The organism is Microbacterium sp. UBA7513 (genome assembly GCF_002478345.1).
Lineage (GTDB): Bacteria > Actinomycetota > Actinomycetes > Actinomycetales > Microbacteriaceae > Microbacterium.
Map to the genome: position 1 here is coordinate 70,518 of NZ_DLNJ01000016.1, position 26,766 is coordinate 97,283.

Sequence of the window (26,766 nt, forward strand, 5' to 3'; positions counted from 1 at the left end):
CAGTATCGATCCTTGCTAGTCGATTATCGATTGGCTACGGTCGGAGCAGCCGCTCCCGCGGCGCCGCGCGCATCGGCCGTGCGGGAAGCGACAGTTCGGAGACGCGATGAAGCGTGTACTGGCAAGCCTGACCCTGGCGGCGGTGTTCGGATCCGCCCTCGCTGCGGCGGTCCCGTCGGCGGCTGCGGCCGCGGACGATGACGCCCTCTACCTCGCGCCGGGAGGTGACGACGCGGCCTCCGGCACGATCGACGACCCCCTCGCGACGCTGGAAGGCGCCCGCGACCGGATCCGCGCGCTGAAGGCGGATTCCGCGCTCCCGGACGACGGCCTCACGGTGTACCTCCGGGAGGGCACGTACCCCCGCTCGGCGTCGTTCGAGATCGGCGCGCAGGACTCGGGCACTGCCGACGCCCCCATCACCTACCGCTCGTACCCGGGGGAGACCGCCACCCTCACCGGCGGTCGCGAGCTGCCGCGTGACCAGTTCGCGGCGGTCGACGACGCGGCGGTGACCGACCGCATCATCGACCCGGCTGCCCGCGACCGCGTGGTCGGGATCGACCTCGCCGACCTCGGCATCACCGACTACGGCCAGCTCAGCCGTCACGGCTACTGGAAGGCCAACGACGTCAGCACCACGCCGCCCATGGAGCTGTTCATCGATGGCCAGGGCATGACCCTCGCGCGCTGGCCCAACGCCGACGCGGCCACCCCGACCGTGCAGATGGGCGACATCATCGACGCCGGGCCGGACCGTAACGACGCCGACCTGCAGGAGCGCGGCGGCACGTTCCGCTACGGCTACGACCGTCCGAAGCACTGGACCCAGGCCGAGGACGTGTGGCTGGACGGCATCTTCGGCTACAGCTGGGAGTGGTCGTACAACAAGATCGAGAGCATCGACACCGAGGCGAAGACCATCACCCTCCGCTACGGCGAGATGTCCGGGATCATGAAAAGCTGGTTCCCCGACTTCCACTTCGCGCAGAACCTGCTGGAGGAGCTCGACGCCCCCGGCGAGTACTACATCGACCGCGACGCCGGGAAGCTGTACCTCATCCCCAACGCCGCGTTCACGTCGGGTCGCGGCGCCGTGACGGTGACGACCCTCGACGAGCCGATGCTGCGCGCGGACGGGGCCTCGTACGTGAACTTCGACGACCTCGTGATGGAGTACGGGCGCGCGACGGCCGCGGTGATCCTCGGCGGCTCGCACGTGACGATCTCGCACAGCGACATCCGCAACTTCACCGACGGCGGCGTGCTCATCAACTCGCCGGGCCGCTACACCTACGACGGCATCCCGGTGAACCGCGGCGGGCGCGATCACGCCGTCACCGACAGCCGGCTCACGCACGTCGGCGGCGTCGGCGTGGTGCTCCAGGGCGGTGACAAGACGACGCTCGAACCCGGCCGCAACCGGGTCGAGAACTCCGAGATCGCCGACTTCGCGTACTACCACAAGGCCTACAACCCCGGCGTGATGTTCGACGGCGTCGGCAACATCGCCAGAGACAACGAGATCCACGACGCCCCGCACCCCGGGATCATCGTGCACGGCAACGACCACCTGTTCGAACGCAACGAGGTGTACGACGTCTGCAAGCAGTTCCACGACCTCGGTGCGATCTACATGAACTCCGGCAAGACCCCGCAGCAGCGCGGCCACGTGTTCCGGGAGAACTACTTCCACGACATCGGCGTCGGCATGGCGGGCGTCGAGGGCATCTACGCCGACAACTTCACGTGGGACCTCACGATCGAGAAGAACGTGTTCGTGAACATGGGCAACGGCGCGATCAAGAGCGGCTCGGCCGACTACATCGAGGCGCGCAACAACGTGTTCGTCGACGCGTACGCGCCGTACGACAACTACGAGCAGTGGATGGGCAATCAGGAGGGCAACGTCGTCGACCGCGACTACATGCCGGCCTGGGAGAAGGTGTTCGCCGACAACAACGACTTCGTCGGCACGCCGTACCTGACGAAGTACCCCGAGCTCGCGCACTTCTTCGAGGACGACCACCACTTCCCGAACCACAGCACGTTCGCCGAGAACGTCGTGTGGAACCCGAACCGGGCCCGGATGGCCGGCGTCAACGAACACGGCGCGAAGGACGGGAAGAACCTCCTGAACTACGAGGACAACTGGGTGGCCGACGCCGACCCCGGCTTCGTGGACGCTGCGAACGGCGACTACACGCTGAAAGCCGATGCGGCCGTGTTCGACCAGATCCCCGGCTTCGAGGCCATCGCGTTCGGCGAGATCGGGGTCGACGGCGCGATCGGGCAGACGCAGCAGCCGCAGACCATCCCGCTCGAGGACATCGCGTTCGACAGCGACACGCTCACGATCGACGCGGGCGACGAGGTGCGCGTGCGCGCCGTGCCGCTGCCCTGGAACGCCGACGACGCCGCGGTGACCTACGCCTCGGCCGACGCCGCCGTCGCCACCGTCAACGACAAGGGCGTGGTGCTCGGCATGGGCCCCGGTGCGACCACGGTCACCGCGACCGCGAAGGCCGATGCCACCAAGACCGCGACCATCGAGGTGATCGTCGAGGAGGGCGACGGCGTGCTGCACTTCACCGACTTCGAGTCGGGGGCGAACGGCTGGCCGACCGACCCGAACCGCAGCATCCAGGTGGATGCGTCGGGCGACAAGGTGTACCGCATCCTCAAGGGGGCGAACAGCATCCTGCCGCGGGACTTCACGGAGTTCGTGCTCGACTTCGACGTCACGGCTCCGGCGACGACCCCCGCCAACGCGGGGCTCATCGTGTACGACCGCAACGGCAAGGGCGGCGGCTACATCCGCTTCCGCCAGGCCGCGGCAGGGCCGACCTGGACGATCTTCGACGACGCCTGGAAGGTCGTCGCCGAGAAGGTCGTGCCGGCGGCGCAGGGCCTGACCCCCGGCGAGACGTCGCACGTCCGCATCGCGGTGCAGGACGGGCAGATCCGCATCTCCGTCAACGGGGCGATCGCGCTGGAAGGCGCCGACCCCGGCCCCGGAAAGGCCGGTCGGGTCGGGTTCTACGTCGAGAACTACGCCTCGCTCGACTTCGACGACATCGGGTTCTCGCTCTCCGGCGTGCCGGTCACGGGCGTGAGCCTGGACGCCGACGCCGTGGGGCTGACCGTGGGGGAGCGGCGGTCGGTCGCCGCCACGGTCGCCCCGGAGGATGCCAGCGACGCCCGGGTCACCTGGACGACCGACAGCCCGGAGGTCGCCACGGTCTCCGGCGGACGGATCGCGGGGGTGGCGGCGGGGACTGCGACGATCACCGCGACCTCGGTCGCCGATCCGAGCCTCAGCGACACGGTCACCGTGACCGTGGACGACGCCGAGTACCCGACCACCCGCCTCGACGGTCAGCTGAAGGACGGGGCGAACTGGAGTGAGTCCGACCTCATCGCGGTGGACGACACCGGTGTCGTGATCAGTGGTCAGGGCGTGCACGGCTACGAGGCCGAGCGCTTCGGCGACACCCTGCTGCAGTTCGACGCGGAGTTCGGCGCCTTCGACGGCGGCTGGTACGGCTTCCAGGCGCGCTCCGACCAGACCGGGCTCCCCGCCTGGCAGAACTCCAACACCGGATACCTCGCGGTGATCAAGGAGGACGTGATCGAGTTCCAGAGCTGGACGCCGGGCCAGACCATGCTCGACAGCATCCCCAACACCGTCATCGAGCCGAACTCCACGCACCGCATCGAGTTCGGTGCCGTCGCCGAGGACGGCGGCACCCGCATCGTGCTCCGGGTGGACGACGTGACCGTGTGGAACATGGTCGACGCGCGGGAGAACCTGCGCATCGGCGCCGACGGGTTCTTCAACGTCTACCACTACGGCAAGACCAACACGCTGGCCGTCCGGCCGACCCCGCCGCCCGCGACGGTGACCGGCGTCTGCTGGGCGCCCGAGGCCGACCCGAAGACCCGCTACGTGCGCGGCGAGGAGCTCGACGTGACCGGCATGCTGCTGGGCGTGGACTGGAGCGACGGGTCCCGCACCACGCAGCAGGTGACGGCCGACATGGTCAGCGGGTTCGACAGCAGCAAGGTGCGCCCGCACCACACGCTCACCGTGACGTACGCTGGCGCGAGCGTCGAGCTCCCGATCTCGGTGCGACCGAAGCTCAAGAACGACGAACAGGATGTGCCACGATGCGGGTGACCTTCATCGGCGACTCGATCACCGACGCGGGGCGCGACCGCTCCGACCCCGAGTCCTTCGGCGACGGCTACGTCTCGCTCCTCGCGCCCGAGCTGCAGGCGGCGGGGGCCACGGTCCGCAACCTCGGGATCGCCGGGGACCGCGCTCGCGACCTGGCCGCGCGGTGGGACGCGGAGCTGCTGCCGACGGCACCGGAGCTGCTGACCGTGTACGTCGGCGTGAACGACATGTGGCGGCGCTTCGACAGCGACGACCCGACCTCGCCCGAGGAGTTCGCCGCCACGCTGGGCGACCTCCTCGGCCGCGCGGTGGCCGCGCATGCCCCGCGGCTGATCCTCATGGAGCCGTACTTCCTTCCGGTGAGGGAGGAGCAGCGCACATGGCTCGATGACCTCGACGGGAAGCGGGCGGCGGTACGGGCTCTCGCTGCGGAGCACGGGGCGGCGTTCGTGCCCCTGCATGGGGTGTTGACGGCGGCGGCGGAGCAGTATCCGGTCGTCGAGCTCGCGCCGGACGGGGTGCACCCGACGCCCCTCGGATCCGCCCTCATCGCGGATGCCTGGCGCACGGCCGCGTCCATTAGCGATAGTCGATAATGGACGTAGACTGATGGTCATGACGGATGCTCTCGGCACGGCCGGACTGCAGCGCGGACTGCTGTCCGATCAGATCTACGCGCTCATCAAGGCGATGATCAAGGACTCCACGCTGGCTCCCGGCGAGCAGCTCGTGGAGTCGCAGCTCGCCCGGCAGATGCAGGTGAGCCAAGCGCCCGTGCGCGACGCCCTCAAGCGGCTCGCCCACGAGGGGCTCGTGTCGCACGTGCGGCATCAGGGCAACTTCGTCGCGAGCTACTCCGCGGAGGAGGCGACGCAGGCGAAGGTGGCGCGCGTCGAGCTGGAGGGGCTCGCCGGTCGGCTGGCCTGCGGGGCGCTGGATCCCGAGCGGCGTGCCGAGCTCGTCGGCCTCATCGCGCAGATGCACGAGGCGGCTGAGGCGGAAGACCTCGCCCGGTTCCGCGAACTCGACTTCACCTTCCACCGTGCGGTCATCGAGGCCAGCGGCAACGTGTACCTCCCGCGCATGTGGGACCTCCTGGAGCCGAGCCTGCGCGTGATGCACGTGCTCGGCGACCCCACCTTCACGGGGGACTGGCACGAGGTCGCGGACTGGCACAAGGGCCTGCTCGACACGCTGGAGGCCGGTGACGAAGAGGCCGCGTCCTCCCTGTTCCGCGCCCACGCTGCCGGCACCCTCCTCGACTGACCCCCGCGCGAGGTCGCAGTTTCGCACCGGGGTCGCACGGCTGACCGGAGTCCCTGCGGCACGGTGAGGATCCGCGACGGGGGTGCGGACGTGTCCGGGGTGCGGAGTCCCTGCGCGAGGTCGGAATATCGGCGCGAGGTCGCAGGGGTGACCGGAGTCGCTGCGACCTCGGTGCGAAACTGCGACGGGGCTACGCGGTGAAGGGGGCGAGGCGGTCGGCGGTGCCGGACCAGAATGCTCGAGCCTCGGCAGGGGAGAGCGGTGGAAGAGCCCGCCGGGTCGCGGCGAGCACCTCCGCGTAGGTCGTGGTCCGCGTGGACATCGGCCAGTCGCTGCCGTACATCAGCCGATCCGCGCCGAAGAGGGCGAAGGCGGAGCGCAGCAGTCCCCGCGACTCGTCCGCCCCGCGCGCCGCGAGGTCGAGCCCGGAGACCTTCGCCGACACCCCCGGAGCCGACGCAGCCTCGGCGAGCGCGGAGAGCCATGCGGCATCGGCCGTCCGGGCGCCGAGGCCGAGGTGGCAGACGACGATCGCGGTGTCGGGGTGCCGTCGGGAGAGGGCGGCCGCGGCGGGCAGCTGATCCGGGCGGATGAGGAGTTCGAGGGTGCGGGCGGTCGCGCCGAGGTGGTCGGCGAGGGCGTCGAGGCCGTGCACATCGGAGAGATCCGCGGCGTACTGCGGCACCGCGGCGCGCACGCCGACCACGGCGGGAGAGAACGCGACTGCGGTGGCGCCGGCGGCCCGTCCCGGCGCGGGGGTGTACTGCAGCACCACGCGCCGCAGGAACGGGTCGCGGGCGGCGGTCGCGGTCAGCCACTCCGCCTCCGCCACCGAGTCCGCCGCCTGCACGGCGATGGCGGAGGAGACGCCGGCGTCGGTCAGCTCCCGTCCGAGACGAGCGGCCGCGGCCTGCCGCGGGAGCCCGAGGTCGTCGCGGAACCAGGGGATCGGCGCGGCATCCGCGTCCCAGACGTGCACGTGGGCGTCGACGATCCGCACGTCAGCTCCCGGGCCGCGCGGTCATGCAGCCTCCGCGTCGAGGGCGTCCCACAGCGCGGCGGGCAGCACGGCGTCGAGGCCGTCCACGAACGCGTCCACCTCGGCGGGGGTGCGCGCCCCGACGACCACCGCATCCGCACCCTGCCGCAGCGGGAACTGCACCGCGGCATCCGCGAGGCGCACGCCGTACGCGGCGCACACGGCCTGCAAGCGCTGTGCCCGCTCCCGAAGCTCCGGGGGTGCCGGCTTGTACTCGAAGAAGGGGGAGCCGACCGGGTCGACGAGGATGCCGGAGTTGAACACCGCGGCCGCGAGCACCCCGATGCCGCGGGCCGCCGCGGTCGGCAGCAGCCGGTCCAGCGCGGTGCGGTCGAGCAGCGTGAGCCGGCCGGCCTCCATCACCACATCCAGCGGCGCCTCGGCGACGTACCGCTCCAGGGGGTCGAGCCGCCCGAGGGCCACGCTGATCGCGCGCACCACCCCTTCGTCGCGCAGTTCGACGAGCGCCGGAAGTGCCGTCGCGAACGCCGCCTCCACGTCCAGGGGGTCGTGCAGGTGCAGAACGTCCACGCGCTCGACGCCCAGCCGGGCGAGGCTGCCGTCGAGGCTCCTCCGCACGCCGTCCCTCGTGAGATCGACGACGGAGTCGTGCCCGCTCGCGGCGCCCGCGACGGGCCGGCCGTCCGCATCGACGAGCACCCGGCCGACCTTCGTCGCGATCACGTAGTCGTCCCGCGGCACGCCGCGCAGGGCGAGGCCGAGCTTCCGCTCGCTCTCGCCCGAGCCGTACAGCGGTGCGGTGTCGAAGAAACGGACGTCGCGGGCGAGCGCCGCCTGCACCGTCGCCACCGCGTCGCCGTCAGGCACAGGGGCGAAGAGGTTGCCGATCGGCGCGCACCCGAGTCCGACGTCGTCGCGGGCGGCGACCTCGGGATTCAGCGGACGGAGCTCTGGACGGAACGCCATGCCTCGTACTCCTCGCGGCTGTCGGGGGTCAACGGGTAGTAGTCGCTCAGGCGCGCGCCCTCGTCGAGGCGGCGGCGGCTGAACACCTCCCACTCCTCATGATCGCGCGCGTCGTCCACGACCTGCGGCGCCAGGGCCTGCGGCACCACGACGGGGCCGTCGTCGTCGGCGACCACGAGGTCGCCCGGCATGCACAGGGCCCCGCCCACCGCGACCGGCACGTCGTACGCCCACGGCACGAGCTCCGACTGCGAGGCGTAGTGCGGGGTCGTGCCCGTCGACCACACCGGGATCCCGAGCTCGCGGATGCGGCCGGCGTCGCGGATGCGCCCGTCCACGACGATCCCCGCGCCGCCCTTGCGTGCGAAGTAGCGCGCCAGGATGTCGCCGATGCACCCGGAGAACCGGCTGCCGTAGGCCTGGATCACCAGCACGTCGCCGGGCTGCACGGCCTCGAGCACGTGCCACAGGGCGGTGTGCCGCTCGGCGTACTCCTGGCCGTCGCCCGAGGCCATGTCCTCGCGCTGCGGCATGAACTGCAGGGTCAGCGCCGAGCCGACGACGCGCTGGCCGAGGCTCAGCGGCTCTGGCCCGTCGATGTAGCTGCGGCGGATCCCGAGCCCGTGCAGCTTGGCGCACGCGGTGGCGGACGAGATCGCGTCGAACGAGTCGACCACCTCGCGCGAGGGCCGCTGGTAGGCCCCACCCCGCACAGGCAGGGCGAAGTCGGGTCGGATCAGATCGGCGCTCATGCGTCTCCTTCAGGGAACAGGTGGCGCGGCGATCCGGTCGCACGCGCGATGGTCAGGTCGAGGTCGGCGATGTGCGCCGGGGGCAGGGTCACCACGAGGTCGTCGTCCACGTCGAAGGTCGTGGTGACGGTGGGGGCGTCCGGGGCGGTGTACGTGCCCGAGGCGCCGGGCCAGAAGCCGGGCTCCTCGCCGGAGGCCGTGACCCGCACGATCCGGTCGAGGCCGAAGCGTCCGCCGCGCAGGCGCACGGTGCGGGTGTGCACGGCAGAGGTGTTCACGAGCTGCACGCCGATGCCGTCGTCCTCGAGACGGTGCACGAGCGCGGCGACGTCCGCCGGGAGTCCGGGCCGGGCGCGGTCGACGTCCTCGTAGCGGAGCGCCGTGAAACCGAGCCCGCCGTTGTAGAGCACCTGCGGTGCCCCGCCGACGAGCTGGGTCAGCACCTCCGTCACCACCGGGTTCACACGCTGCCAGAAGTGCAGGTGCGCGGCGTCGGGGTCGCGGTCGTCGGCGAGCATCATGGCAGCACGGCGCGCCACCTGGCCGAGCGCCATCTCCAGCGCCCGCACCGGGTAGTCGGGCAGGTTGCCGGAGAGGTACGCGAACCAGCCGGCCTCGTGACCCGCCTCCTCCTTGTCGCGGAACGGGGCGACGAGGTCGGCGGATTCCGGCAGACCGGCGATGGCCGTCTCCAGCCGCTCCCGATCGGACGCACGTCGCGACCACCACCAGAGCCACAGCGGCAGATCGAGCTGCAGCGGACCGTAGTCGAACCAGCCGTCCGCACCGTGGCGGTAGGGGACGAGCAGAGCAGGCTCGGTGGCGGCAGCGCCGAGTCGGGCCATCCACCCGCCGCGCAGGCTGTACGTGGACTCCGCGACGCTGCCTCTGCGCGCCTCGGCGAGCACCGTGTCGAGCATGGTGCGCACGAGGTCGAGGGCGCCGTCGTCGCCGGTGACGAGCGCGTGGTTGAGGGCACCGATCAGGGCGCTCATGCCGACGGAGTGCAGCCCGTGCGGCCAGGCCCAGCCGTAGTGGCCGCCCCACCAGCGGCCGTCGTGGAGGGAGCCGACGGTGCCGTCCGGGCCCACGTTGTCGGGGAGCAGGCCCCCGTCCGCCCGCGCGCGCCAGCCATCGACGTAGCGGCGGATCCACGCGGCCGCCTCCTCGTCGCCGTCGTAGAGCCAGCGGTTCGCGGCGAGCGAGGTCGCGGCGAGGTTCACGGCGATGTCGCCAGCAGCCCGGCGCTGCATCTCCTCCGCCATCCGCTGCGCGTGCGCGGGGTCGGCGAGATCGTCCCACGAGGCGATGCCGTCCAGGCCGTGCAGCGGGAGACCGTAGGGACGCATCTCGTCCCGGTCAGCGGTGTACGGCACGATCTTCTCGTCGAGCCCCTCGCGGGCGCCGAGGGCTCCGTTGTGCGGCGAGCGGATCATGTTGCGCTCGGCGTCGTAGTTGCCCTGCGCGGGGTCGGTGAAGAGGGCGGCGAACCGGGCGGCGCGCGCGGCGAACGCGGTGTCGGCTGGGTCGGCGGCGCAGATGCCGGCGAGGAACAGCAGCGACTCCCCCTGATGGAACCAGTCGTAGCCGTTGTCGTACTCCTCGGTAAGCATGCCCGCCTCGGCGAGCTGCACGGTCACGCCCTCCCAGTTCCGCTTCGCGTCGGCGAGCACCTCGTCCGGTCCGCCGAGCAGGTAGAACGCGGGCCAGTTGAAGAAGGGCTCGTACAGGTCGTCCACGCCGTCACGGTCGATGAACTCGGCGACGCCGCGGAGGCGGCCGTCCGGCAGCGTGTAGCGGTCGCGGAAGAGGCGGCGGGCCTCCTCGACCTCGGCGAAGAGCCGGCGCTGCAGCACGGCCCACGCAGGGATGGCACGCAGCGGACGGGTGAGCGGGGTCTCGGGCACGGTCATCCCTTCGTCGCGCCGGCGACGAGGCCGCCGATGATGTGGCGCTGCATGACGATGAAGAACACCATCGCGGGCAGCACGGCCAGCAGGAGGGTCGGGAACACCTGCGTGTAGTCGGTCGAGAACTGTCCGACCGCCGCGTAGACGCCGGTGGTGACCGTGTAGATCCCGGAGCTCGGCCCGAGGATGATCTGCGGACTCACGAAGTCGTTCCACACCCCGATCGAGTTGAGCACCACGACCGTCGCGACCACGGGCTTCATGATCGGGAAGATGCACGCCCAGAACGCGCGGATGGGACCGGCGCCGTCCAGCGACGCCGCCTCGTCGATGTCGCGGGGCACGCTGCGGAGGTACGCGGTGAACAGGAAGATCGTCACCGGCAGGGTCGCCGCCGTCTCGAAGAGGATGAACCCGGGGATCGTGTTGATGAGCCCGAGCACCCGCAGCACGAAGACCACCGGGATCAGCGTCACCTGCCCCGGGATGAAGAGCCCGGAGACGAAGAGCAGCAGCAGTCCCAGGTGCCACTTCGATCGCCCGCGGGCGATGACGTACGCGACGGGCGCGGCGAGGGCGATGCAGCACAGGTTCACGAGCACGACGAACAGCAGCGTGATCCCGTACGCGGCGATCACGTTGAACTTGCTGCTCGTGATCGCGGCCCACAGGTAGTCGAACGTGAACATCTGCGGAGTGATCAGCAGGGGGTTCTCGATGATGTCGGCCTGCGGCTTGAAGGCGTTGATCAGCATCGTGTACATCGGGATCAGCATCGTGATCGCGACGACGCCGAGGACGATCCACCGGATCGTGCTGACGGCGAGGGCCGGGCGGTTGCGGGTCTGCTTCATCAGTCGGTCGCCTTCTGCTCGGCGCGGCGTCGCACCAGCGTGACGGCGAGGCCGACGACTGCGGTGACGATGAGGAGGATCATGGACTGCGCGGCGCCGAAGCCGAGGGCCGAGTTCGCGAAGGAGTCCTTGAGGATCTGGTAGACGATCGTCTGCGTGGAGCCGGCAGGCCCGCCGTCGGTGAGCGACAGCACCACGTCGTACGCCTTGAGGAGCCCGACGAGGGTGAGCACGAGGTTCACGGTGAAGACGGGCGCGATGAGCGGCAGCGTGATGGAGCGGAACTGCTGCCACCGCGAGGCGCCGTCCACGGTCGCCGCCTCGTAGTACTCCGCGGGGACGGACTTGATGCCGGCGAGGAACAGGATCATGTTGAAGCCGAAGTGCGACCACACGATCGTGAAGATCACGCTCGCCTTGGCGAAGGTCGGGTCCGTGAGGAACGGCATCGCCGGGAGGCCGAGCGTGCTGAGCAGACCGTTGACGGCGCCGGTGGGGGAGAGCATCGCCGACCAGAGGAAGCCGATGATGAGCGCGCTGATCACGTACGGGTAGAAGAAGATCGTGCGCAGGATCGTGTTCGAGCGGCCGGGCCCGGAGATGAGCGCGGCGATCGCGAGGCCGATGGCGTTGCAGAGGATCGTGCCCACCACCGCGATGATGCCCGTGAAGATCGCGGCCTGCGTCGAGCGCGGGCTGTGGAACGCCTTGATGTAGTTGTCCCAGCCGATGAAGGTGAAGTTGAGGCTGTAGCCGTTCCAGTCGGTGAAGCTGAGCACCGCAGCCAGGATCATCGGGATGACGAACATCGCCAGGAACACGGCGACGGCCGGGCCGCCCATGAGGATGCCGGGGATGCGGTTCCGCCACTGCTGCAGCGCGGTGCGGCGGCGCGGGGCGGGGGTCGAGCTCATCGGCGTCGATGGTCCTGTCGGGATGGCGGCGGCGGCCGACGGCGGCGCGGTCGTGGTGGGCGGGGTCATGGCGGCACTCTCGTTCTCGGTGGCGCGTTCGGGGGAGGGCGCGGGAGGCGCCGGGGAGGCGCCGGGGAGGAAGCCTCCCCGGCGCCCCGAGGGTCAGCCGGCGTTGGCGGCGAACCAGTCGTCCATGGCCTGCAGCACCTGGTCGGCGGGTGCGCCACCGAGCAGGGCCTGGGTCTGGGTGTTGATCTCGCCGGAGTAGCCGTCGGGGAGCGTGCGCTCGCCGTACCCGCCGCCGGTGGGCGTGTAGGCCTCGGCAGGGGTGTCGGCCACGATCTGCAGCAGTTCCTCGCCGAGCGGCGTCATGTCGTACTCGTAGCCGTCGCGGAAGTTGCCGTCGACCGCGAGCTGGTCGCTCACCGCGGTCTGGTCGGTGGTGAGGAACTCGATGAGCTTCGCCGCCGCGTCCTGGTTCTTGCTCGCCTTGAGGATCGAGTACGGGCTGGCGATGTTGGCGCCCATCGCGGGCTGCTCGTCGGCGCTCATGGCGGGGGCGCGGAAGACGCCGATGTCCGCGGAGTCGGCGGCCTTCGCCTGCGTGCCGGCGAACCAGCTGCCCATCGAGTACACCGCGGTCTTGCCCGAGAGGAAGGCCTGCTCGGCGTCCGGGTACTTGATGCCCAGGGCGTCGCCGGGGATGTAGCCCTCGGACACCCAGTCCGCGTAGGTCTCGACCGCATCGCCGTAGGTCTCGCTGAAGGTGACGTCGCCCGCCGAGATGTCCTGGAACCACTCCGGGTCCTCGGCGATGATGGTCGGCAGTCCGAGCGCCTGCAAGGTGTGGCTCGTCATCCAGTCGCCGCCGGTCTGGACGGGCGTCCACCCGGCGTCCTTGAGCTTGCCGAGGGCCTCGGTGAGCTCGTCGACCGTGGTCGGCACCTCCGTGATCCCCGCCTCCTCGAACGCGGTCTTGTTGTAGAAGAAGAGGCTCTGCAGCTGCACGCCGATGCCGGCCATGTAGTTCTTGCCGTCGATCGAGTACTGGTCGGCGAGCGGACCGGACGACGCCCACTCGTACTGCGAGAGGTCGACGAGCTCGGGAGCGAGCTTGGTGGTGGGGGCGATGGACTGCACGACGTCGGGAGCGTCGCCGGCGGCCAGCAGGCGCGGCACGGCGGCTTCGACGCCCTCCGCGCCCGGGTTCTGGATGACGACGTCGATGTTCGGGTTGGCGTCCTCGAACGGCGCGACGAGGTCGTTCCAGAACTCCTCGGTCAGGTTCGGGGTGACGTTCACGAGCATGCGCACGGTGACGTCGCCGCCGGCGTCCCCGCCGTCGTCGCCGGCGGTGGTCGAGCAGCCGGCGATGGCGAGGGCGGACACCGCCGCGATGCCGGCGAGGGGGAGGACTCGGGCCTTGATCATCGTTGATCCTTTCCTGATGCATGAGGGAGGGCCGCTCGCGACATTACACTAATCGATAATCGTTTGTGAAGAGCGGGCAGCATCAGGTCACGCTCGGAGAAGGCGGACTCCGAGCGTGGTGGGCGACGGGATCAGCCGGCGGCGCGGCGGGCGCGGTAGGCCGCCACGGCGTTGCGATTGGCGCAGCTCGTGGAGCAGTACCGCTTGGAGCGGTTGCGGGAGAGGTCGAGCGCGATCGCCTGGCAGGTCGCGTCTTCGCAGACGGTGAGCCGGGAGCCCTCGTCCGTGCGGATGACGTCGATCAGGGCCATCGCCGTCTCCACGAGCACGCGTTCGGCGAGCGGGCGCTCATCGGCCAGGCCGTGCAGGTGCCAGTCCAGCTCGCCGTGGCGGACGAGGCGAGGGGTCAGTCGCACCTCGGCGAGGGCGGCGTTGACGTGCGCGGCCATCTCGTCGCGCGGGGCCAGCAGCATCGCGCGGAGCCGCGGACGCAGGGCGCGGAGGTCGTCCAGCTCCACCGTGTCCCCGTCGACGCGCCCCGTGTAGGGGAACACCTGCAGGAAGGTCTTCTCGTCCTCGATGTCGACGAGGGTGTCCGGGTCCTCTGCCGAGTTCGCGAGCCAGACCGCCGCGCGCAGCGCATCCTCTGTGTCATCGGTGAAGACCATGTTGACAGCTTACTCCCGCCGGCGTAGCGTCACGTCCCATGAGCGCTGTGGCTGATGACGCCGTCCGGACGCGGACCGGCATGCGCCTGGGGCTCCCGCTCGCTGTCGCGGCCGCCTTCGCGTTCGGCTCGTCCGGGGCGTGGGCGCGCGGACTCATCGACGCGGGATGGACGCCGGGCGCCGCCGTCACGGTGCGGGTGTGGGTCGCAGCGCTCGTGCTGCTCGTCCCCACGATCCTCGCGCTGCGGGGTCGGTGGCGTGCCCTCCGGCAGAACGCGGGGATGGTCTGCGCCTACGGCCTCCTCGCCGTCGCGGCCACCCAACTCTGCTACTTCCAGGCCGTCGCGGTGATGGACGTCGGGATCGCGTTGCTCATCGAGTACACCGCCCCGGTCGCGGTGCTCCTCTGGCTCTGGCTGCGCCGGGGCGAGCGTCCCACGCGGCGCAGCATCCTCGGTGCGGGCATCGCCTTCGTCGGACTCGTCCTCATGCTCGACATCGTCACCGGGGCGCAGGTGGACGTGGTCGGTGTCCTCTGGGCGTTCGGGGCGATGGTGGGTGCCGCGAGCTACTTCGTGCTGTCCGCCCGGGCCGACACCGGGATTCCGCCCATCGCCCTCGCGGGCAGCGGCCTGCTGCTCGGTGCCGTGGGGCTGAGTCTCGCCGGGCTCGTCGGCGTGCTGCCGTTCGCGTGGACGACGGCCGACGTGGACTACCGGTTCGGCGCGGTGCCCTGGTTCGTGCCGGTCCTCGCGATCGGCGTGATCGCCACGGCCCTCGCGTACGTGCTCGGCATCGTCTCGACGCGCATGCTCGGCTCCCGGCTGGCCTCGTTCGTCGCGCTCGCCGAGGTCGTGGCGGCCCTGCTCTTCGGCTGGCTCCTGCTCGGGCAGCTCCCCGGTCCGCTGCAGGCCCTCGGGGGCGTGCTCGTGCTCGCCGGCGTGGTCGTCGTGAAGCTCGGCGAGCCCCGCCCCGCGGCCTGAGCCCACTCGCGCGCACGGCTTCGGAGATCGGAGCCGACACGCCGGCCCCCGGCCCGGCCGTGCGGCGTGTCCCGGGCGATCTCCGAAGCTGTGCCCGGGTGGCGGAAGGAGGCGGGGGAGACTATGTATACGAATGGACCGCTCGCGCCCGAGAAGTCGACCATGTGGGCGGGTTTATGTATACACTGGCGGAATGGTCCTCCCTGTCGAGCGCGCGTCCATGGGCGATCGTGCCTATGCGGCGCTCCTCGACGGCATCCAGTCCGGGGAGCTGCCGGCCGGTTTCGTGCTCGGCGAGGTGGAGCAGGCCGAGCGCCTGGGTGTGAGCCGGACTCCGCTGCGGGAGGCTCTGCGTCGCCTGGCCGCCGACGGCCTGGTCGTGCAGCAGTCGCCGCGCGTCACGGTTGTCGCTGACCTCGACGCCGACGACATCCGGTCCCTGTTCGAGATCCGTCGCGCGCTGGAGGAGACCTCCGCCCGACTGGCGGCCGTCCGGGGCGACGCCGACCGGTTCGCCGCGCTCGCCGCGGAGTTCGCGCACGTGGACCTCACCAGGGCGGAGGGCCGGGACGCCTACTACGCCCTGATCGCGCGATTCGATGCGGCCCTCGACGACGCCGTCGCCAACGACTACATCGCTGCGGCGCTGCGCACGGTCCGCACCCACCTCGTCCGCGTGCGGCGTATGGCGCGGGACAAGCCCGCCCGGCTCGCTGCCTCCGCCGCCGAGCACCGCACGATCGCCGAGGCGCTCGCCGCGCGCGACGGCGACCTCGCCGCCCATGCCACGCACGTGCACCTGCACAACGCGCTCACCGGCATCCTCGACTCCCTCCCCGACAGCGAAGGACACTCATGACCGTCACCCACCACGTCCGCGTGCACGCCAGCTCCGAGAACCTTGCCCGCGAGGATCAGCTCGCCTGGAAGATCGCCGAGGTCGCGGTCGACCAGGTCGAGGTCGAGCAGCCCGTCGTCGACATGATCATCAACCGCATCATCGACAACGCCGCCGTCGCGGCGGCCTCCCTCACCCGCGCGCCGATCGTCGCAGCCCGCGCGCAGGCGTTCAGCCACCCCGTCTCGACGGGAGGGGCCGGCGCCAACCTGTTCGGAACCCCGCTCGACCGCCGCACCAGCCCGGAGTGGGCGGCCTGGGCGAACGGCGTGGCCGTGCGCGAGCTCGACTACCACGACACGTTCCTCGCCGCCGAGTACTCGCACCCGGGCGACAACATCCCGCCGATCCTCTCGGTCGCGCAGCACGCCGGCAAGGACGGCCGGGCGCTCGTGCGCGGCATCGCCACCGGCTACGAGATCCAGATGGACCTCGTGCGCGCGATCTGCCTGCACAAGCACAAGATCGACCACGTCGCACACCTCGGCCCGTCCGCCGCCGCCGGCATCGGCACCCTTCTCGGCCTCGACGTCGAGACGATCTACCAGGCGGTCGGTCAGGCGCTGCACACCACGACCGCAACGCGCCAGAGCCGCAAGGGCGAGATCTCCACCTGGAAGGCGCACGCCCCGGCCTTCGCCGGGAAGATGGCCGTCGAGGCGGTCGACCGGGCGATGCGCGGACAGACGAGCCCCGCGCCGATCTACGAAGGCGAGGACGGTGTGATCGCCTGGATGCTCGACGGCAAGGACGCGGCCTACGAGGTGCCGCTGCCCGCCGCCGGTGAGGCCAAGCGCGCGATCCTCGACTCGTACACGAAGGAGCACTCCGCGGAGTACCAGGCGCAGGCGTGGATCGACCTCGCCCGCAAGCTCGGCACCGCGAACCCGGCCCTGCGCGACCCCGCGAACATCGCCTCGATCGTGCTGCACACCAGCCACCACACGCACTACGTGATCGGCTCGGGCGCGAACGACCCGCAGAAGTACGACCCGACGGCCTCCCGCGAGACGCTCGACCACTCCATCCCGTACATCTTCGCGGTGGCGCTGCAGGACGGCGGCTGGCACCACGTCGACTCCTACACGCCGGAGCGCGCAGGCCGCCCCGACACCGTCGCGCTGTGGCACACGATCACCACGGCGGAGGACGCGGAATGGACGCGCCGCTATCACTCGGAGGACCCGGACGAGAAGGCCTTCGGCGGCCGCGTCGAGATCCGCCTCACCGACGGCTCGACCGTGGTGGACGAGATCGCCGTCGCCGACGCGCACCCGCTCGGTGCCCGTCCGTTCGCACGGGAGAACTACATCGCCAAGTTCCGTCTGCTCGCGGAGCCCGTGCTCGAGCCGGCCGAGATCGAGCGGTTCCTGGAGCTCGTGCAGCGCCTGCCCGAGCTCACGGCTGCCGAGGTCGCCGAACTCTCGATCGTCGCGAAGCCGGGTCTGCTCGACGACGCCGACGCCCCGGCCGGTCTGTTCTGATGCTGTACTCCACGACGACGCCCGCCGAGAAGCGGCGCCTGTTCCGGGAACGGCTCGCCTCCGGGGAGCTGCTGCGGTTCCCCGGCGCGTTCAACCCACTGAGCGCCCGGCTGATCGAGCAGAAGGGGTTTGAGGGCGTCTACATCTCGGGCGCCGTGCTCTCCGCCGACCTCGGCCTGCCCGACATCGGCCTCACCACGCTCACCGAGGTCGCCGGGCGGGCGAAGCAGATCGCCCGCATGACCGACCTCCCCGCGATCGTCGACGCCGACACCGGCTTCGGCGAGCCGATGAACGTCGCCCGCACGATCCAGGAGCTCGAAGACGCCGGCCTCGCGGGAACGCACATCGAGGACCAGATCAACCCCAAGCGCTGCGGCCACCTCGACGGCAAGGCCGTGGTCGACGAGGACACCGCGATCAAGCGGATCCGCGCGGCCGCCGATGCCCGCCGCGACGAGAACTTCCTGATCATGGCGCGCACCGACATCCGCGCGATCGAGGGGCTGGACGCGGCGATCGACCGGGCCAAGGCGCTCGTCGACGCGGGGGCCGACGCGATCTTCCCCGAGGCGATGCGCACGATCGGCGAGTTCGAGGCCATGGCCGCGGCGCTGGACGTGCCGATCCTCGCGAACATGACCGAGTTCGGCAAGAGCGAGCTGTTCTCGGTCGACGCACTCCGCGATGCCGGGGTACGCATGGTCATCTGGCCGGTCTCGCTGCTGCGGATCGCGATGGGGGCGGCGGGCCGTGCGCTCGATACGCTGAACGACGAGGGGCACCTGACCTCGAAGCTCGGCGAGATGCAGCACCGCGCCGACCTCTACGAGCTGATCGACTACGAGTCGTACAACCACTTCGACTCGGGCGTCTTCAACTTCACCGTTACGAAGGAGTGACCATGACCGAGCCGGACATCAAGAAGGGCCTCGCGGGGGTCGTCGTCGACACGACGGCGATCTCGAAGGTCAACCCCGAGACGAACAGCCTGCTCTACCGCGGCTATCCCGTGCAGGAGCTCGCCGACACGCAGTCCTTCGAGGCCGTGGCGTACCTGCTGTGGAACGGCGAGCTGCCGACGGGCGACGAGCTCGCCGCGTTCCGGCTGGAGGAGCGCAAGCACCGCGCCCTGGCCGACAACGTGAAGGCCGCGATCGATCTCGTGCCCCTCGAGGCGCACCCGATGGACGAGGTGCGCACGGCCGTGAGCCTCATCGGCGCATCGGACCCCGAGGCCGGCGGCTCGGTGCTCGACGCCGGTGGCAGTCCCGAGCAGAACCTGGCGCGCAGCATCCGCCTGTTCGCGGCGCTGCCGGCCATCGTCGCCTACGGTCAGCGTCGCCGTCGTGGCCAGGAGCTCATCGCTCCGCGCGACGACCTCGACTACTCGGCGAACTTCCTCTGGATGACGTTCGGGGAGGAGGCCGACGACGTCGTGGTCGACGCGTTCAACCGGTCGATGATCCTCTACGCGGAGCACTCCTTCAACGCCTCGACCTTCACCGCCCGGGTCATCACCTCGACCCTCAGCGACATCTACTCCGCGGTCGTCGGAGCCATCGGCGCGCTCAAGGGCCCGCTGCACGGCGGGGCGAACGAGGCGGTGCTGCACATCTTCAAGGAGATCGGGTCGGCGGACGCCGTGGAGGCCTGGCTCGACAAGGCCCTCGCGGAGAAGCGCAAGATCATGGGCTTCGGGCACCGCGTCTATAAGAACGGCGACTCCCGCGTGCCGACCATGAAGGCCGCCCTCGACACCCTCGTCGCGCACTACGGCCGGGAGGATGTCGCGGAGCTGTACGACGCGCTCGAGTCGCAGTTCGTCGAGCGCAAGGGCATCCACCCGAACCTCGACTATCCGTCCGGTCCGGCGTACAGCCTCATCGGCTTCGACACCCTCACCTTCACGCCGCTGTTCGTCGCGGCGCGGGTGACGGGTTGGACCGCCCACGTCATCGAGCAGGCCGGCGCGAACGCCCTGATCCGCCCGCTGTCGCACTACGACGGCCCCGACGAGCGGCACGTCACCGGCTGACCCCCTCCGTTCGAATCGCCTGAATGGCTCCATCTCACCCCGGGATGGAGCCATTCGCGCGATTCGAAGCGGTAGCGTGCCGAAGCCCTGGGGTCAAGCGGATGCGGCGGATTCCGGGGAGGAGTAAACCGGATCCGGGACGGACGACCGTCCCGCGAGAAGGAGGCCCCATGTCCGCGTCCGACGTCACCGTCAAGGAGGTCCGGTCGCTCGTCCCCGCGCGCATGGACCGGCTCCCCTGGTCGCGCTTCCACTGGATGATCGTGGTCGGACTCGGGTTCTCCTGGATCCTCGACGGACTCGAGGTGCAGATCGTCGCGGCGAACGGCTACGCGCAGACGCTGGGGATGGGGCCGGCCGAGGTCGGTCTCGCCGGCACCTGCTACCTGCTGGGCCAGGTGTTCGGCGCCCTCGTGTTCGGCCGTCTCGCCGACCGCCTCGGCCGCAAGAACCTCTTCCTGCTCTCCCTCGGCGTGTACCTCGTCGGGTCGGCCGTCGCCGGCCTCGCGTTCGCCCCCTGGTTCTTCTACATCTGGCGCTTCGTCGCCGGGGCGGGCATCGGCGGCGAATACGCAGCCATCAACTCGGCCATCGACGAGATCATCCCCGCGAAGTACCGCGGCCGGGTCGACATCGCCATCAACGGCACCTACTGGGGCGGTGCGGCCCTCGGCGCCGTCGCCAACATGTTCTTCCTCAACACCGACATCCTCCCCGCGGACATCGGCTGGCGGCTGAGCTTCTTCCTCGGCCCGATCCTCGGCCTCCTCATCATCTGGCTGCGGCGGCACATCCCGGAGAGCCCGCGCTGGCAGATGACCCACGGTCGCGAGGAGGAGGCGGAGCGCAACGTCGACGAGATCGAGGAGCGCATCCGCAAGGAGGGCAAGACGATCGAGCCCGTCGACGAGAGCAAGGCCATCACGGTCAAGGAATACGGCAGCGTCCCGTTCCTCGTGATCGCGAAGGTGCTGTTCAAGAAGTACCCGCGGCGCACGCTCGTCGGCATCACGATGATGGTCACGCAGTCCTTCCTCTACAACGCGATCTTCTTCACGTACGCGCTCGTGCTGGAGAACTTCTACGACACACCGCCGGCATCCGCGTCGCAGTACTTCATCGTCTTCGCGGTGGGCAACCTCGCCGGCGCCCTCATCCTCGGCCACTTCTTCGACACGTGGGGTCGTCGGCGGATGCTGTTCGGCACCTACGTGCTCGCGGGACTGATCCTGCTCGTCAGCGCCTTCCTCTTCAACGCGGGGGTGCTGAACGCGGGCACGCACACGGCGTTCTGGTGTGCATCGTTCTTCTTCGCCTCGGCCGGGGCCTCCGCCGCGTATCTGACGGTGAGCGAGATCTTCCCGCTCGAGCTGCGCAGCCAGGTGATCTCGTACGTCTTCTCGATCGGGCAGCTCGTCGGCGCCATCGCCCCGGTGCTCTACGGTGCGCTGATCGGTGCGAGCGCGGAGTCCGGCGACCGCGGTCCGCTGTTCTGGGGCTATGTGCTCGGTGCGGCGATTATGATGTTCGGCGGTGTCGTGTGCGGTGTCTTCGGCGTCAGTGCCGCCGGCAAGTCGCTGGAGGACATCGCCGATCCGCTGTCGCTCGTGGAACCGGCGAAGAAGGGGGTCACCCCGGGTACGGAATCCGGCTCCTGAGAAGGGGGTCCGCTAGCGGGCGAGCCAGTTTCGCAGGGAGCGCGTGACGAACGGCAGCACCCAGTACGTCATGATCGGCGTGAGCACGAGGGTGGTGATGAGCACGCGGAGCCACAGCGGCACGGCGTCCCATCCCGGCACCGGGCTCATGGCGTAGGTGAACGCGAGGTTCACGGGGAAGAAGCCGAGCCAGATCGAGACGGCCTGCTTCCACCGCGGCGGCGCGGGGGCGACGGTCACGGTGCTGGTCGTGCCGTCAGGGTCGACGACGGGGATGGAGCCCGTGGACGGCTCGTCGAACCACCCCTCGATGCCGGAGCGACGCTTGGACCGCTCGCTGCGGACGAAGCCCTGGCCCATCGACAGCCACCACGCGCGCTCCCCGGACTGCTCCCACGCGGTGAGCGCCTCCTCGCTCGCAAAGCGGTAGAGCATGTGCCACACCTGCGAGTCCTCGCCGGCACGGACCCAGCCGGAGCCGAGGAATCCCGGGTACTTCGTCGCGAGGTTCACCCCGGTCTGCACCCACGCGGTGGCCTCGGCGATGCGCTCCGGGTCGACCTCGCGGCGGATGGAGACGGTGACGGGTTCGGAGACGGGCGCGGATGCGGACATGGTGCGGTCCTCGGGGGTGAGCGGCGTCGGGGTGCGGACGCGGGGTGGCGGCGCCAGGGTCGCGGCGCCTGGTCGATTCTAGTTCTCCTTCGAGTCGCGCGATTGGCTGTAAATCCGGGCCGGATGCCGCCATTCGCGCGATTCGAACGCGGGGTCACCGCCCCAGAGCTGACGCCACACGGCGGATCAGCTCCTCTGGTCTGTGGAGGAGAGGTGCGGTGACCTCGATCACCGTCCACCCGGCAGCCCGCAGCGCCGCGACCCGCTCGACATCCCGTGCCCACTGCGCGCCATGCACCATGCCGTGATACTCCACTGCGACGCGTTCGGCCTCCCAGACCATGTCGACGCAGGCGAGGAAGCGGCCCCGGTCGTCGAACACGTCCACGTTGAGCTGCGGCTCCGGAATCCCGGCCGCGACCAGGAGGCACCGCAGCCGGCTCTCCCGCGGCGACCACGAGTCCTCCCGCACGAGCTCGACCGCCTCCCGCAACCGTGCCGCCCCGCGCCTCCGCCCGGCAGCCAGCATCTCCCGCAGCTCGTCGACCGTCGCCCACGGCTGCCGCCCGACCCTCGGCCGCCCGACGCCCGGTCTCCAGTGCCGGCAGAAGTAGTCGCCGAGCGCCACCAGGTCCACGAGCGGCAGCGTGCCCAGGGCGACCCAGGTCGCGGCGGGGGAGGTCACGCGGAGTCCGTCCCGATAGCGGATCGATGTGAGGCTGGACAGCGTGCGGTGTCCGGTCACGCCGCGGGCGCGAGGGAACGGGATCCCGCCGGACGCACTGACGTGGAGGGCGAGGTCGTCCGCCGTCGCGATACCCCCGCGGTCATCGAAGGCGAGTGGCAGCGGGCCTCCCCAGATCGACACGGCGGTCTCGTGACTGAAGAAGTGCCCGGTATGCAGGATCGGGGCATAGGACTGCGCTCGTGCCACCCGCGCTCGCCGCTGCCGCTCGTACGGGTCCGCGATGGCGGGCCCCGGCGCCGGGCGCGGGTGCACGCGGACCCCGTGGAACGGAGCCTCGAGGTCGGATCCGCGCAGCCGTCCGCGGCTGATTCCGTGCATTCGCGCCGTCCGCACCGCGAAGTCCCCCTCGAAGCGGCCCGGAAGCTGCTGTCGTCGTCCCATGCCCCCACGCTCCCACCCCGGCGGCCGCGCCGGGATCCGTCTCCACAGCCCCCGTTCGAATCGCGCACTGTGCTCCATCCCCGGCCGAAATGGAGCAAAGCAAGCGATTCGAAAGGGAAGAGAAGACCCCCGCCGACCCGATTCGGCGGGGGTCTCGGGAGCCAGAGTGCTCACCGTGCGCACGGGAGACGCGACTACCCGATCCGGTCTGAGTCTGTGCCGTGCATCTGCAGTTGTAATCGGCCCGGATGTCCGGCGGGTGAACGGCCGGAGAACGGGCGACGGCGGCATCCGAACGCGGGGCGCCGCAAGATACAAGGACGTCCTCGTATTTTCACGGTCGTCGGAGTAAACTCGCCGATGTGCCAAAGACGGCACGGAGGGATGTTGCACAATGACCCGTACTATCCCGCACTTCGTGGGCGGAACGCATGTCACCCCGGAAGACGGCCGCTTCGCCGACGTCTTCGACCCGAGCACGGGAGCCGTGCAGGCCCGGGTGCCGCTCGCATCCGCGGAGGAGGTGCGCCGTGTGATCGCGAACGCCGAAGAGGCGCAGGTCGCGTGGGCGGCGACCAACCCGCAGAAGCGCGCCCGTGTGCTCCTGCGGTTCCTCGACCTCGTGCAGCAGGAGATGACCTCGCTGGCCGAACTCCTCGCGAGCGAGCACGGCAAGACCGTGGACGACGCCAAGGGCGACATCCAGCGCGGCCTCGAGGTGATCGAGTTCTCCGCCGGCGCACCCCACCTGCTCAAGGGGGAGTACTCCACGGGGGCCGGGGCCGGCATCGACGTGTACTCGATGCGGCAGCCGCTCGGGGTCGTCGCGGCGATCACGCCCTTCAACTTCCCCGCCATGATCCCGCTGTGGAAGGCCGGTCCCGCGCTCGCCGCCGGCAACGCGGTGGTGCTCAAGCCCAGTGAGCGCGACCCCTCGGTGCCGGTGCGTCTCGCCGAGCTGTTCCTCGAAGCGGGGCTGCCGGCCGGCGTCCTCAACGTGGTGCACGGTGACAAGGAGGCGGTGGACACCCTCCTCACCGACGACCGGATCCGCGCCGTCGGGTTCGTCGGCTCCACGCCCATCGCCGAGTACATCTACGCCACCGCGGCCGCTCACGGCAAGCGGGCGCAGTGCTTCGGCGGCGCGAAGAACCACATGATCGTGATGCCGGACGCCGACCTCGACCAGGCCGTCGACGCCCTCATCGGTGCCGGCTACGGCTCCGCGGGCGAGCGGTGCATGGCGATCTCCGTCGCCGTCCCGGTCGGTGCGGAGACCGCGGACGCGCTCGCCGCCAAGCTCGCCGAACGCGTCGCGCAACTGCGCGTCGGGCCGGCCCTCGCGGCGGACGTCGACTACGGACCCCTGGTCACGCGGGCAGCCGTCGAGCGCGTCGAGGGCTACATCCAGCAGGGCATCGACGAGGGCGCGACGCTGCTCGCCGACGGCCGCGGGTTCACGGTCCCCGGGCACGAGGAGGGCTTCTACCTCGGACCGACGCTCTTCGACCACGTGACGACCGACATGGCGATCTATCGCGAGGAGATCTTCGGCCCGGTGCTCGTGATCGCCCGCGCCGCCGACTACGAAGAGGCGCTGCGCATGGCCTCCGAGCACGAGTACGGCAACGGCGTCGCCATCTTCACGCGCGACGGCGACGCGGCTCGCGACTTCGCCGCTCGCGTGGAGGTCGGGATGGTGGGCGTGAACGTGCCCATCCCGGTGCCGATCGCCTATTACACGTTCGGCGGCTGGAAGCGCAGCGGTTTCGGCGACCTCAACCAGCACGGCGCCGACGCCTTCCGCTTCTACACCAAGACCAAGACCGTGACGAGCCGCTGGCCGTCGGGGATCCGCGAGGGCGCGAGCTTCGTCATCCCCACGATGCACTAAGGACACGCGATGACCATGACCACCGTCACCACCACCGACGAGGAGCGCGAGGCGATCCTCGATGCCGTGCGGGAGTTCGCCGACGCGGAGCTCGCCCCGTTCGCCGCCGAACGCGACGAGAAGCACCTGTTCCCGCGAGAGTCGCTGCAGCGCGGCGGCGAACTCGGCCTCGGCGGGATCTATGTGAGCGAGGAGTTCGGCGGCACGGGCCTCACCCGGGTCGACACCGTCGCCATCTTCGAGGAGCTCGCCAAGGCCGACCCCGCCGTGGCCGCCTACATCTCCATCCACAACATGGTGGTGTGGATGATCGACACCTACGGCGACGATGGGCAGCGGTCGCACTGGCTGCCGTCGCTGACCGCCATGCAGGAGTTCGGCGGCTACTGCCTCACCGAGCCGGGGGCCGGCTCCGACGCGGCGAACATCGCGACCAGCGCCGTCCGTGAAGGCGACGAGTATGTACTGACCGGGGTGAAGCAGTTCATCTCCGGAGCCGGTGAGGCCGCAGTGTACGTCGTCATGGCACGGACCGGCGAGCCGGGAGCCAAGGGGATCAGTGCCTTCCTCGTGCCCGGCGACGCGGAGAACCTGAGCTTCGGCGCCCCGGAGAAGAAGATGGGGTGGCACGCGCAGCCGACCCGCCCCGTGATCATGGACGGTGTGCGGGTGCCGGCGTCCGCGATGCTCGGCGACGAGGGGCGCGGTTTCGCGATCGCGATGTCGGCGCTCAACGGCGGCCGCCTCAACATCGCGGCGTGCTCCCTCGGGGGAGCGCAGGCCGCGCTCGACAAGGCCGTGCAGTACGTGCACGAGCGCGTCGCGTTCGGGGAGCCGCTGGCGGAGAAGCAGTCGATCCTCTTCGCGATCGCCGACATGCGCACCGATCTGCAGGCCGCGCGGCTGATGGTGCGCGACGGCGCGCAGGCGGTGGACGAGAAGGCGCCGGATGCGACGATGCGCTGCGCGATGGCCAAGCGCTTCGCGACCGACGCCGGCTTCGAGGTGGCCAACCGCGCCCTCCAGCTGCACGGCGGCTACGGCTATCTGCAGGACTACGGCATCGAGAAGATCGTCCGCGACCTCCGCGTGCACCAGATCCTCGAGGGGACGAACGAGATCATGCGCCTGATCGTCGGTCGGGAGATGCTGCGACCCGCGGGGTCGGCGTCGATGCGGAGCGCATCATGACCCGCGTCGCCTTCCTCGGGCTCGGGCACATGGGGCTGCCGATGGCGAAGAACCTCGTCGCCGCCGGACACGAGGTGCACGGCTTCGACCTCGTGCCCGCGGCGATCGAGGCGGCGCGGGCGGCCGGGATCCCCGTGGCGGCGAGCGGCGCGGAGGCGGTGGCGGACGCGGAGGTCGTGGTGACGATGTTCCCGGCGGGGAAGCATGTCATCGAGGCCTACCGCACCGAGCTGCTGGCGGCCGCGCGCCCCGGGACGCTGTTCATCGAGTCGTCGACCATCGCCGTGGACGAGGCGCGGGCCGCCCATGCGCTCGCGCTCGCCGCGGGCCACCGGCACATCGACGCTCCGGTCTCCGGAGGTGTGGTCGGGGCGGAGGCCGGGACCCTGGCGTTCATGGTCGGGGGCTCCGACGACGACTTCGCGGCGGCGCTGCCGCTGCTGGAGATCATGGGGAAGCGCATCGTGCACTGCGGCGGACCGGGACTCGGACAGGCGGCGAAGGTCTGCAACAACATGGTGCTCGCGGTGTCGCAGATCGCCGTCGCCGAGGCGTTCGTGCTGGGCGAGCGGTTGGGGCTCGAGCATCAGGCCCTGTTCGATGTGGTGTCCCAGGCGTCGGGGCAGTGCTGGGCGCTCACCACGAACTGCCCCGTGCCCGGTCCGGTGCCCACCAGCCCCGCGAACCGGGACTACCAGCCGGGGTTCGCGGGCGCCCTCATGGCGAAGGACCTCGGTCTCGCGCTGCAGGCCATCGAGCAGACCTCGACGGACGCGCGGATGGGTCGTCTGGCGCAGGAGCTGTACGCCGCCTACGCCGCCGGCGACGGCGCCGCCCGTGACTTCTCCGGCATCATCACGGACATCCGTGGCTGACCTCCGGCTTTCGAATCGCCTGAATGGTCGCGAATCCGGCCGAAATGCAGCAAATCGGGC

Annotated in this window: 22 protein-coding genes; 12 read left to right on the plus strand and 10 right to left on the minus strand. The window is 70.5% G+C overall.

Annotated features, from left to right (window positions below; translation table 11 throughout):
- Positions 1 to 106 precede the first annotated feature (106 nt).
- From B2W79_RS08750 to B2W79_RS08760, 3 genes are read left to right on the plus strand one after another with little or no spacing between them, the layout of a single operon-like run.
- On the plus strand, positions 107 to 4,180 hold the full coding sequence (locus tag B2W79_RS08750) for an Ig-like domain-containing protein (RefSeq protein WP_292788673.1): 4,074 nt from the start codon (positions 107 to 109) through the stop codon (positions 4,178 to 4,180).
- Positions 4,171 to 4,776: an SGNH/GDSL hydrolase family protein gene (locus B2W79_RS08755; protein WP_292788675.1), complete on the plus strand. Its 606-nt coding sequence runs from the start codon at positions 4,171 to 4,173 to the stop codon at positions 4,774 to 4,776. Before B2W79_RS08750 ends, B2W79_RS08755 begins: the two co-directional genes overlap by 10 nt.
- Positions 4,777 to 4,795: 19 nt before the next feature.
- Complete coding sequence (locus tag B2W79_RS08760; protein WP_292788677.1) at positions 4,796 to 5,446, plus strand: GntR family transcriptional regulator; 651 nt, start codon at positions 4,796 to 4,798, stop codon at positions 5,444 to 5,446.
- 190 nt (positions 5,447 to 5,636) lie between these two features.
- Here B2W79_RS08760 and B2W79_RS08765 read toward each other — a convergent pair whose 3' ends face one another.
- The 8 genes from B2W79_RS08765 to B2W79_RS08800 form a co-directional block, all read right to left on the minus strand.
- Entirely contained in the window at positions 5,637 to 6,446 is an 810-nt protein-coding gene (locus tag B2W79_RS08765) for an amidohydrolase family protein (RefSeq protein ID WP_292788679.1), read from the minus strand.
- 21 nt (positions 6,447 to 6,467) lie between these two features.
- Entirely contained in the window at positions 6,468 to 7,412 is a 945-nt protein-coding gene (locus B2W79_RS08770; RefSeq protein WP_292788681.1) for an aldo/keto reductase, read from the minus strand.
- Positions 7,382 to 8,164, minus strand: coding sequence for a ribonuclease activity regulator RraA (locus tag B2W79_RS08775; RefSeq protein WP_136051811.1), 783 nt, complete (start codon positions 8,162 to 8,164; stop codon positions 7,382 to 7,384). Before B2W79_RS08775 ends, B2W79_RS08770 begins: the two co-directional genes overlap by 31 nt.
- Positions 8,161 to 10,077: a hypothetical protein gene (locus B2W79_RS08780; protein WP_292788684.1), complete on the minus strand. Its 1,917-nt coding sequence runs from the start codon at positions 10,075 to 10,077 to the stop codon at positions 8,161 to 8,163. The genes B2W79_RS08775 and B2W79_RS08780 overlap by 4 nt, the downstream gene beginning before the upstream one ends.
- Positions 10,074 to 10,928 carry a carbohydrate ABC transporter permease gene (locus B2W79_RS08785; RefSeq protein WP_017204137.1) on the minus strand — a complete coding sequence of 285 codons (855 nt, stop codon included), beginning with the start codon at positions 10,926 to 10,928 and terminating at the stop codon, positions 10,074 to 10,076. The genes B2W79_RS08780 and B2W79_RS08785 overlap by 4 nt, the downstream gene beginning before the upstream one ends.
- Positions 10,928 to 11,911, minus strand: a complete 984-nt coding sequence (locus B2W79_RS08790; RefSeq protein WP_256209445.1) for a carbohydrate ABC transporter permease — start codon at positions 11,909 to 11,911, stop codon at positions 10,928 to 10,930. Before B2W79_RS08790 ends, B2W79_RS08785 begins: the two co-directional genes overlap by 1 nt.
- Positions 11,912 to 12,004: 93 nt before the next feature.
- Positions 12,005 to 13,273 (minus strand): ABC transporter substrate-binding protein, encoded by a 1,269-nt coding sequence (locus B2W79_RS08795; protein WP_025105402.1) that lies wholly within the window; start codon positions 13,271 to 13,273, stop codon positions 12,005 to 12,007.
- Positions 13,274 to 13,404: 131 nt separating this feature from the next.
- Entirely contained in the window at positions 13,405 to 13,941 is a 537-nt protein-coding gene (locus B2W79_RS08800; RefSeq protein ID WP_136051808.1) for a CGNR zinc finger domain-containing protein, read from the minus strand.
- 38 nt (positions 13,942 to 13,979) lie between these two features.
- Here B2W79_RS08800 and B2W79_RS08805 point away from each other — a divergent pair, with 38 nt between their 5' ends.
- From B2W79_RS08805 to B2W79_RS08830, 6 genes are all read left to right on the plus strand, one after another.
- Complete coding sequence (locus B2W79_RS08805; protein WP_292788691.1) at positions 13,980 to 14,924, plus strand: EamA family transporter; 945 nt, start codon at positions 13,980 to 13,982, stop codon at positions 14,922 to 14,924.
- Positions 14,925 to 15,117: 193 nt separating this feature from the next.
- Positions 15,118 to 15,783, plus strand: a complete 666-nt coding sequence (locus B2W79_RS08810; protein ID WP_292788693.1) for a GntR family transcriptional regulator — start codon at positions 15,118 to 15,120, stop codon at positions 15,781 to 15,783.
- Positions 15,780 to 17,306: an MmgE/PrpD family protein gene (locus tag B2W79_RS08815; RefSeq protein WP_292788695.1), complete on the plus strand. Its 1,527-nt coding sequence runs from the start codon at positions 15,780 to 15,782 to the stop codon at positions 17,304 to 17,306. Before B2W79_RS08810 ends, B2W79_RS08815 begins: the two co-directional genes overlap by 4 nt.
- A complete protein-coding gene (prpB, locus tag B2W79_RS08820; RefSeq protein ID WP_292788697.1) occupies positions 17,306 to 18,208 on the plus strand; it encodes a methylisocitrate lyase in 903 nt (300 codons plus the stop codon). The genes B2W79_RS08815 and prpB overlap by 1 nt, the downstream gene beginning before the upstream one ends.
- Before the next feature lie 2 nt (positions 18,209 to 18,210).
- Positions 18,211 to 19,344, plus strand: a complete 1,134-nt coding sequence (locus B2W79_RS08825) for a bifunctional 2-methylcitrate synthase/citrate synthase (RefSeq protein WP_292788699.1) — start codon at positions 18,211 to 18,213, stop codon at positions 19,342 to 19,344.
- 170 nt (positions 19,345 to 19,514) lie between these two features.
- Positions 19,515 to 21,002: an MFS transporter gene (locus B2W79_RS08830; RefSeq protein WP_292788701.1), complete on the plus strand. Its 1,488-nt coding sequence runs from the start codon at positions 19,515 to 19,517 to the stop codon at positions 21,000 to 21,002.
- Positions 21,003 to 21,014: 12 nt separating this feature from the next.
- Here B2W79_RS08830 and B2W79_RS08835 read toward each other — a convergent pair whose 3' ends face one another.
- Together B2W79_RS08835 and B2W79_RS08840 are read right to left on the minus strand one after the other, a co-directional pair.
- A complete protein-coding gene (locus B2W79_RS08835; RefSeq protein WP_071329151.1) occupies positions 21,015 to 21,617 on the minus strand; it encodes an antibiotic biosynthesis monooxygenase in 603 nt (200 codons plus the stop codon).
- Positions 21,618 to 21,771: 154 nt separating this feature from the next.
- The gene (locus tag B2W79_RS08840; protein ID WP_292788704.1) at positions 21,772 to 22,746 is read right to left on the minus strand and encodes a DUF559 domain-containing protein; all 975 of its coding nucleotides are present in this window, start codon (positions 22,744 to 22,746) and stop codon (positions 21,772 to 21,774) included.
- 394 nt (positions 22,747 to 23,140) lie between these two features.
- Here B2W79_RS08840 and B2W79_RS08845 point away from each other — a divergent pair, with 394 nt between their 5' ends.
- From B2W79_RS08845 to mmsB, 3 genes are read left to right on the plus strand one after another with little or no spacing between them, the layout of a single operon-like run.
- Positions 23,141 to 24,640: a CoA-acylating methylmalonate-semialdehyde dehydrogenase gene (locus tag B2W79_RS08845; RefSeq protein ID WP_292788706.1), complete on the plus strand. Its 1,500-nt coding sequence runs from the start codon at positions 23,141 to 23,143 to the stop codon at positions 24,638 to 24,640.
- Positions 24,641 to 24,649: 9 nt separating this feature from the next.
- Positions 24,650 to 25,831, plus strand: coding sequence for an acyl-CoA dehydrogenase family protein (locus B2W79_RS08850; RefSeq protein WP_292788708.1), 1,182 nt, complete (start codon positions 24,650 to 24,652; stop codon positions 25,829 to 25,831).
- Positions 25,828 to 26,706, plus strand: coding sequence for a 3-hydroxyisobutyrate dehydrogenase (gene mmsB, locus B2W79_RS08855; RefSeq protein WP_292788710.1), 879 nt, complete (start codon positions 25,828 to 25,830; stop codon positions 26,704 to 26,706). The genes B2W79_RS08850 and mmsB overlap by 4 nt, the downstream gene beginning before the upstream one ends.
- Positions 26,707 to 26,766 lie beyond the last annotated feature (60 nt).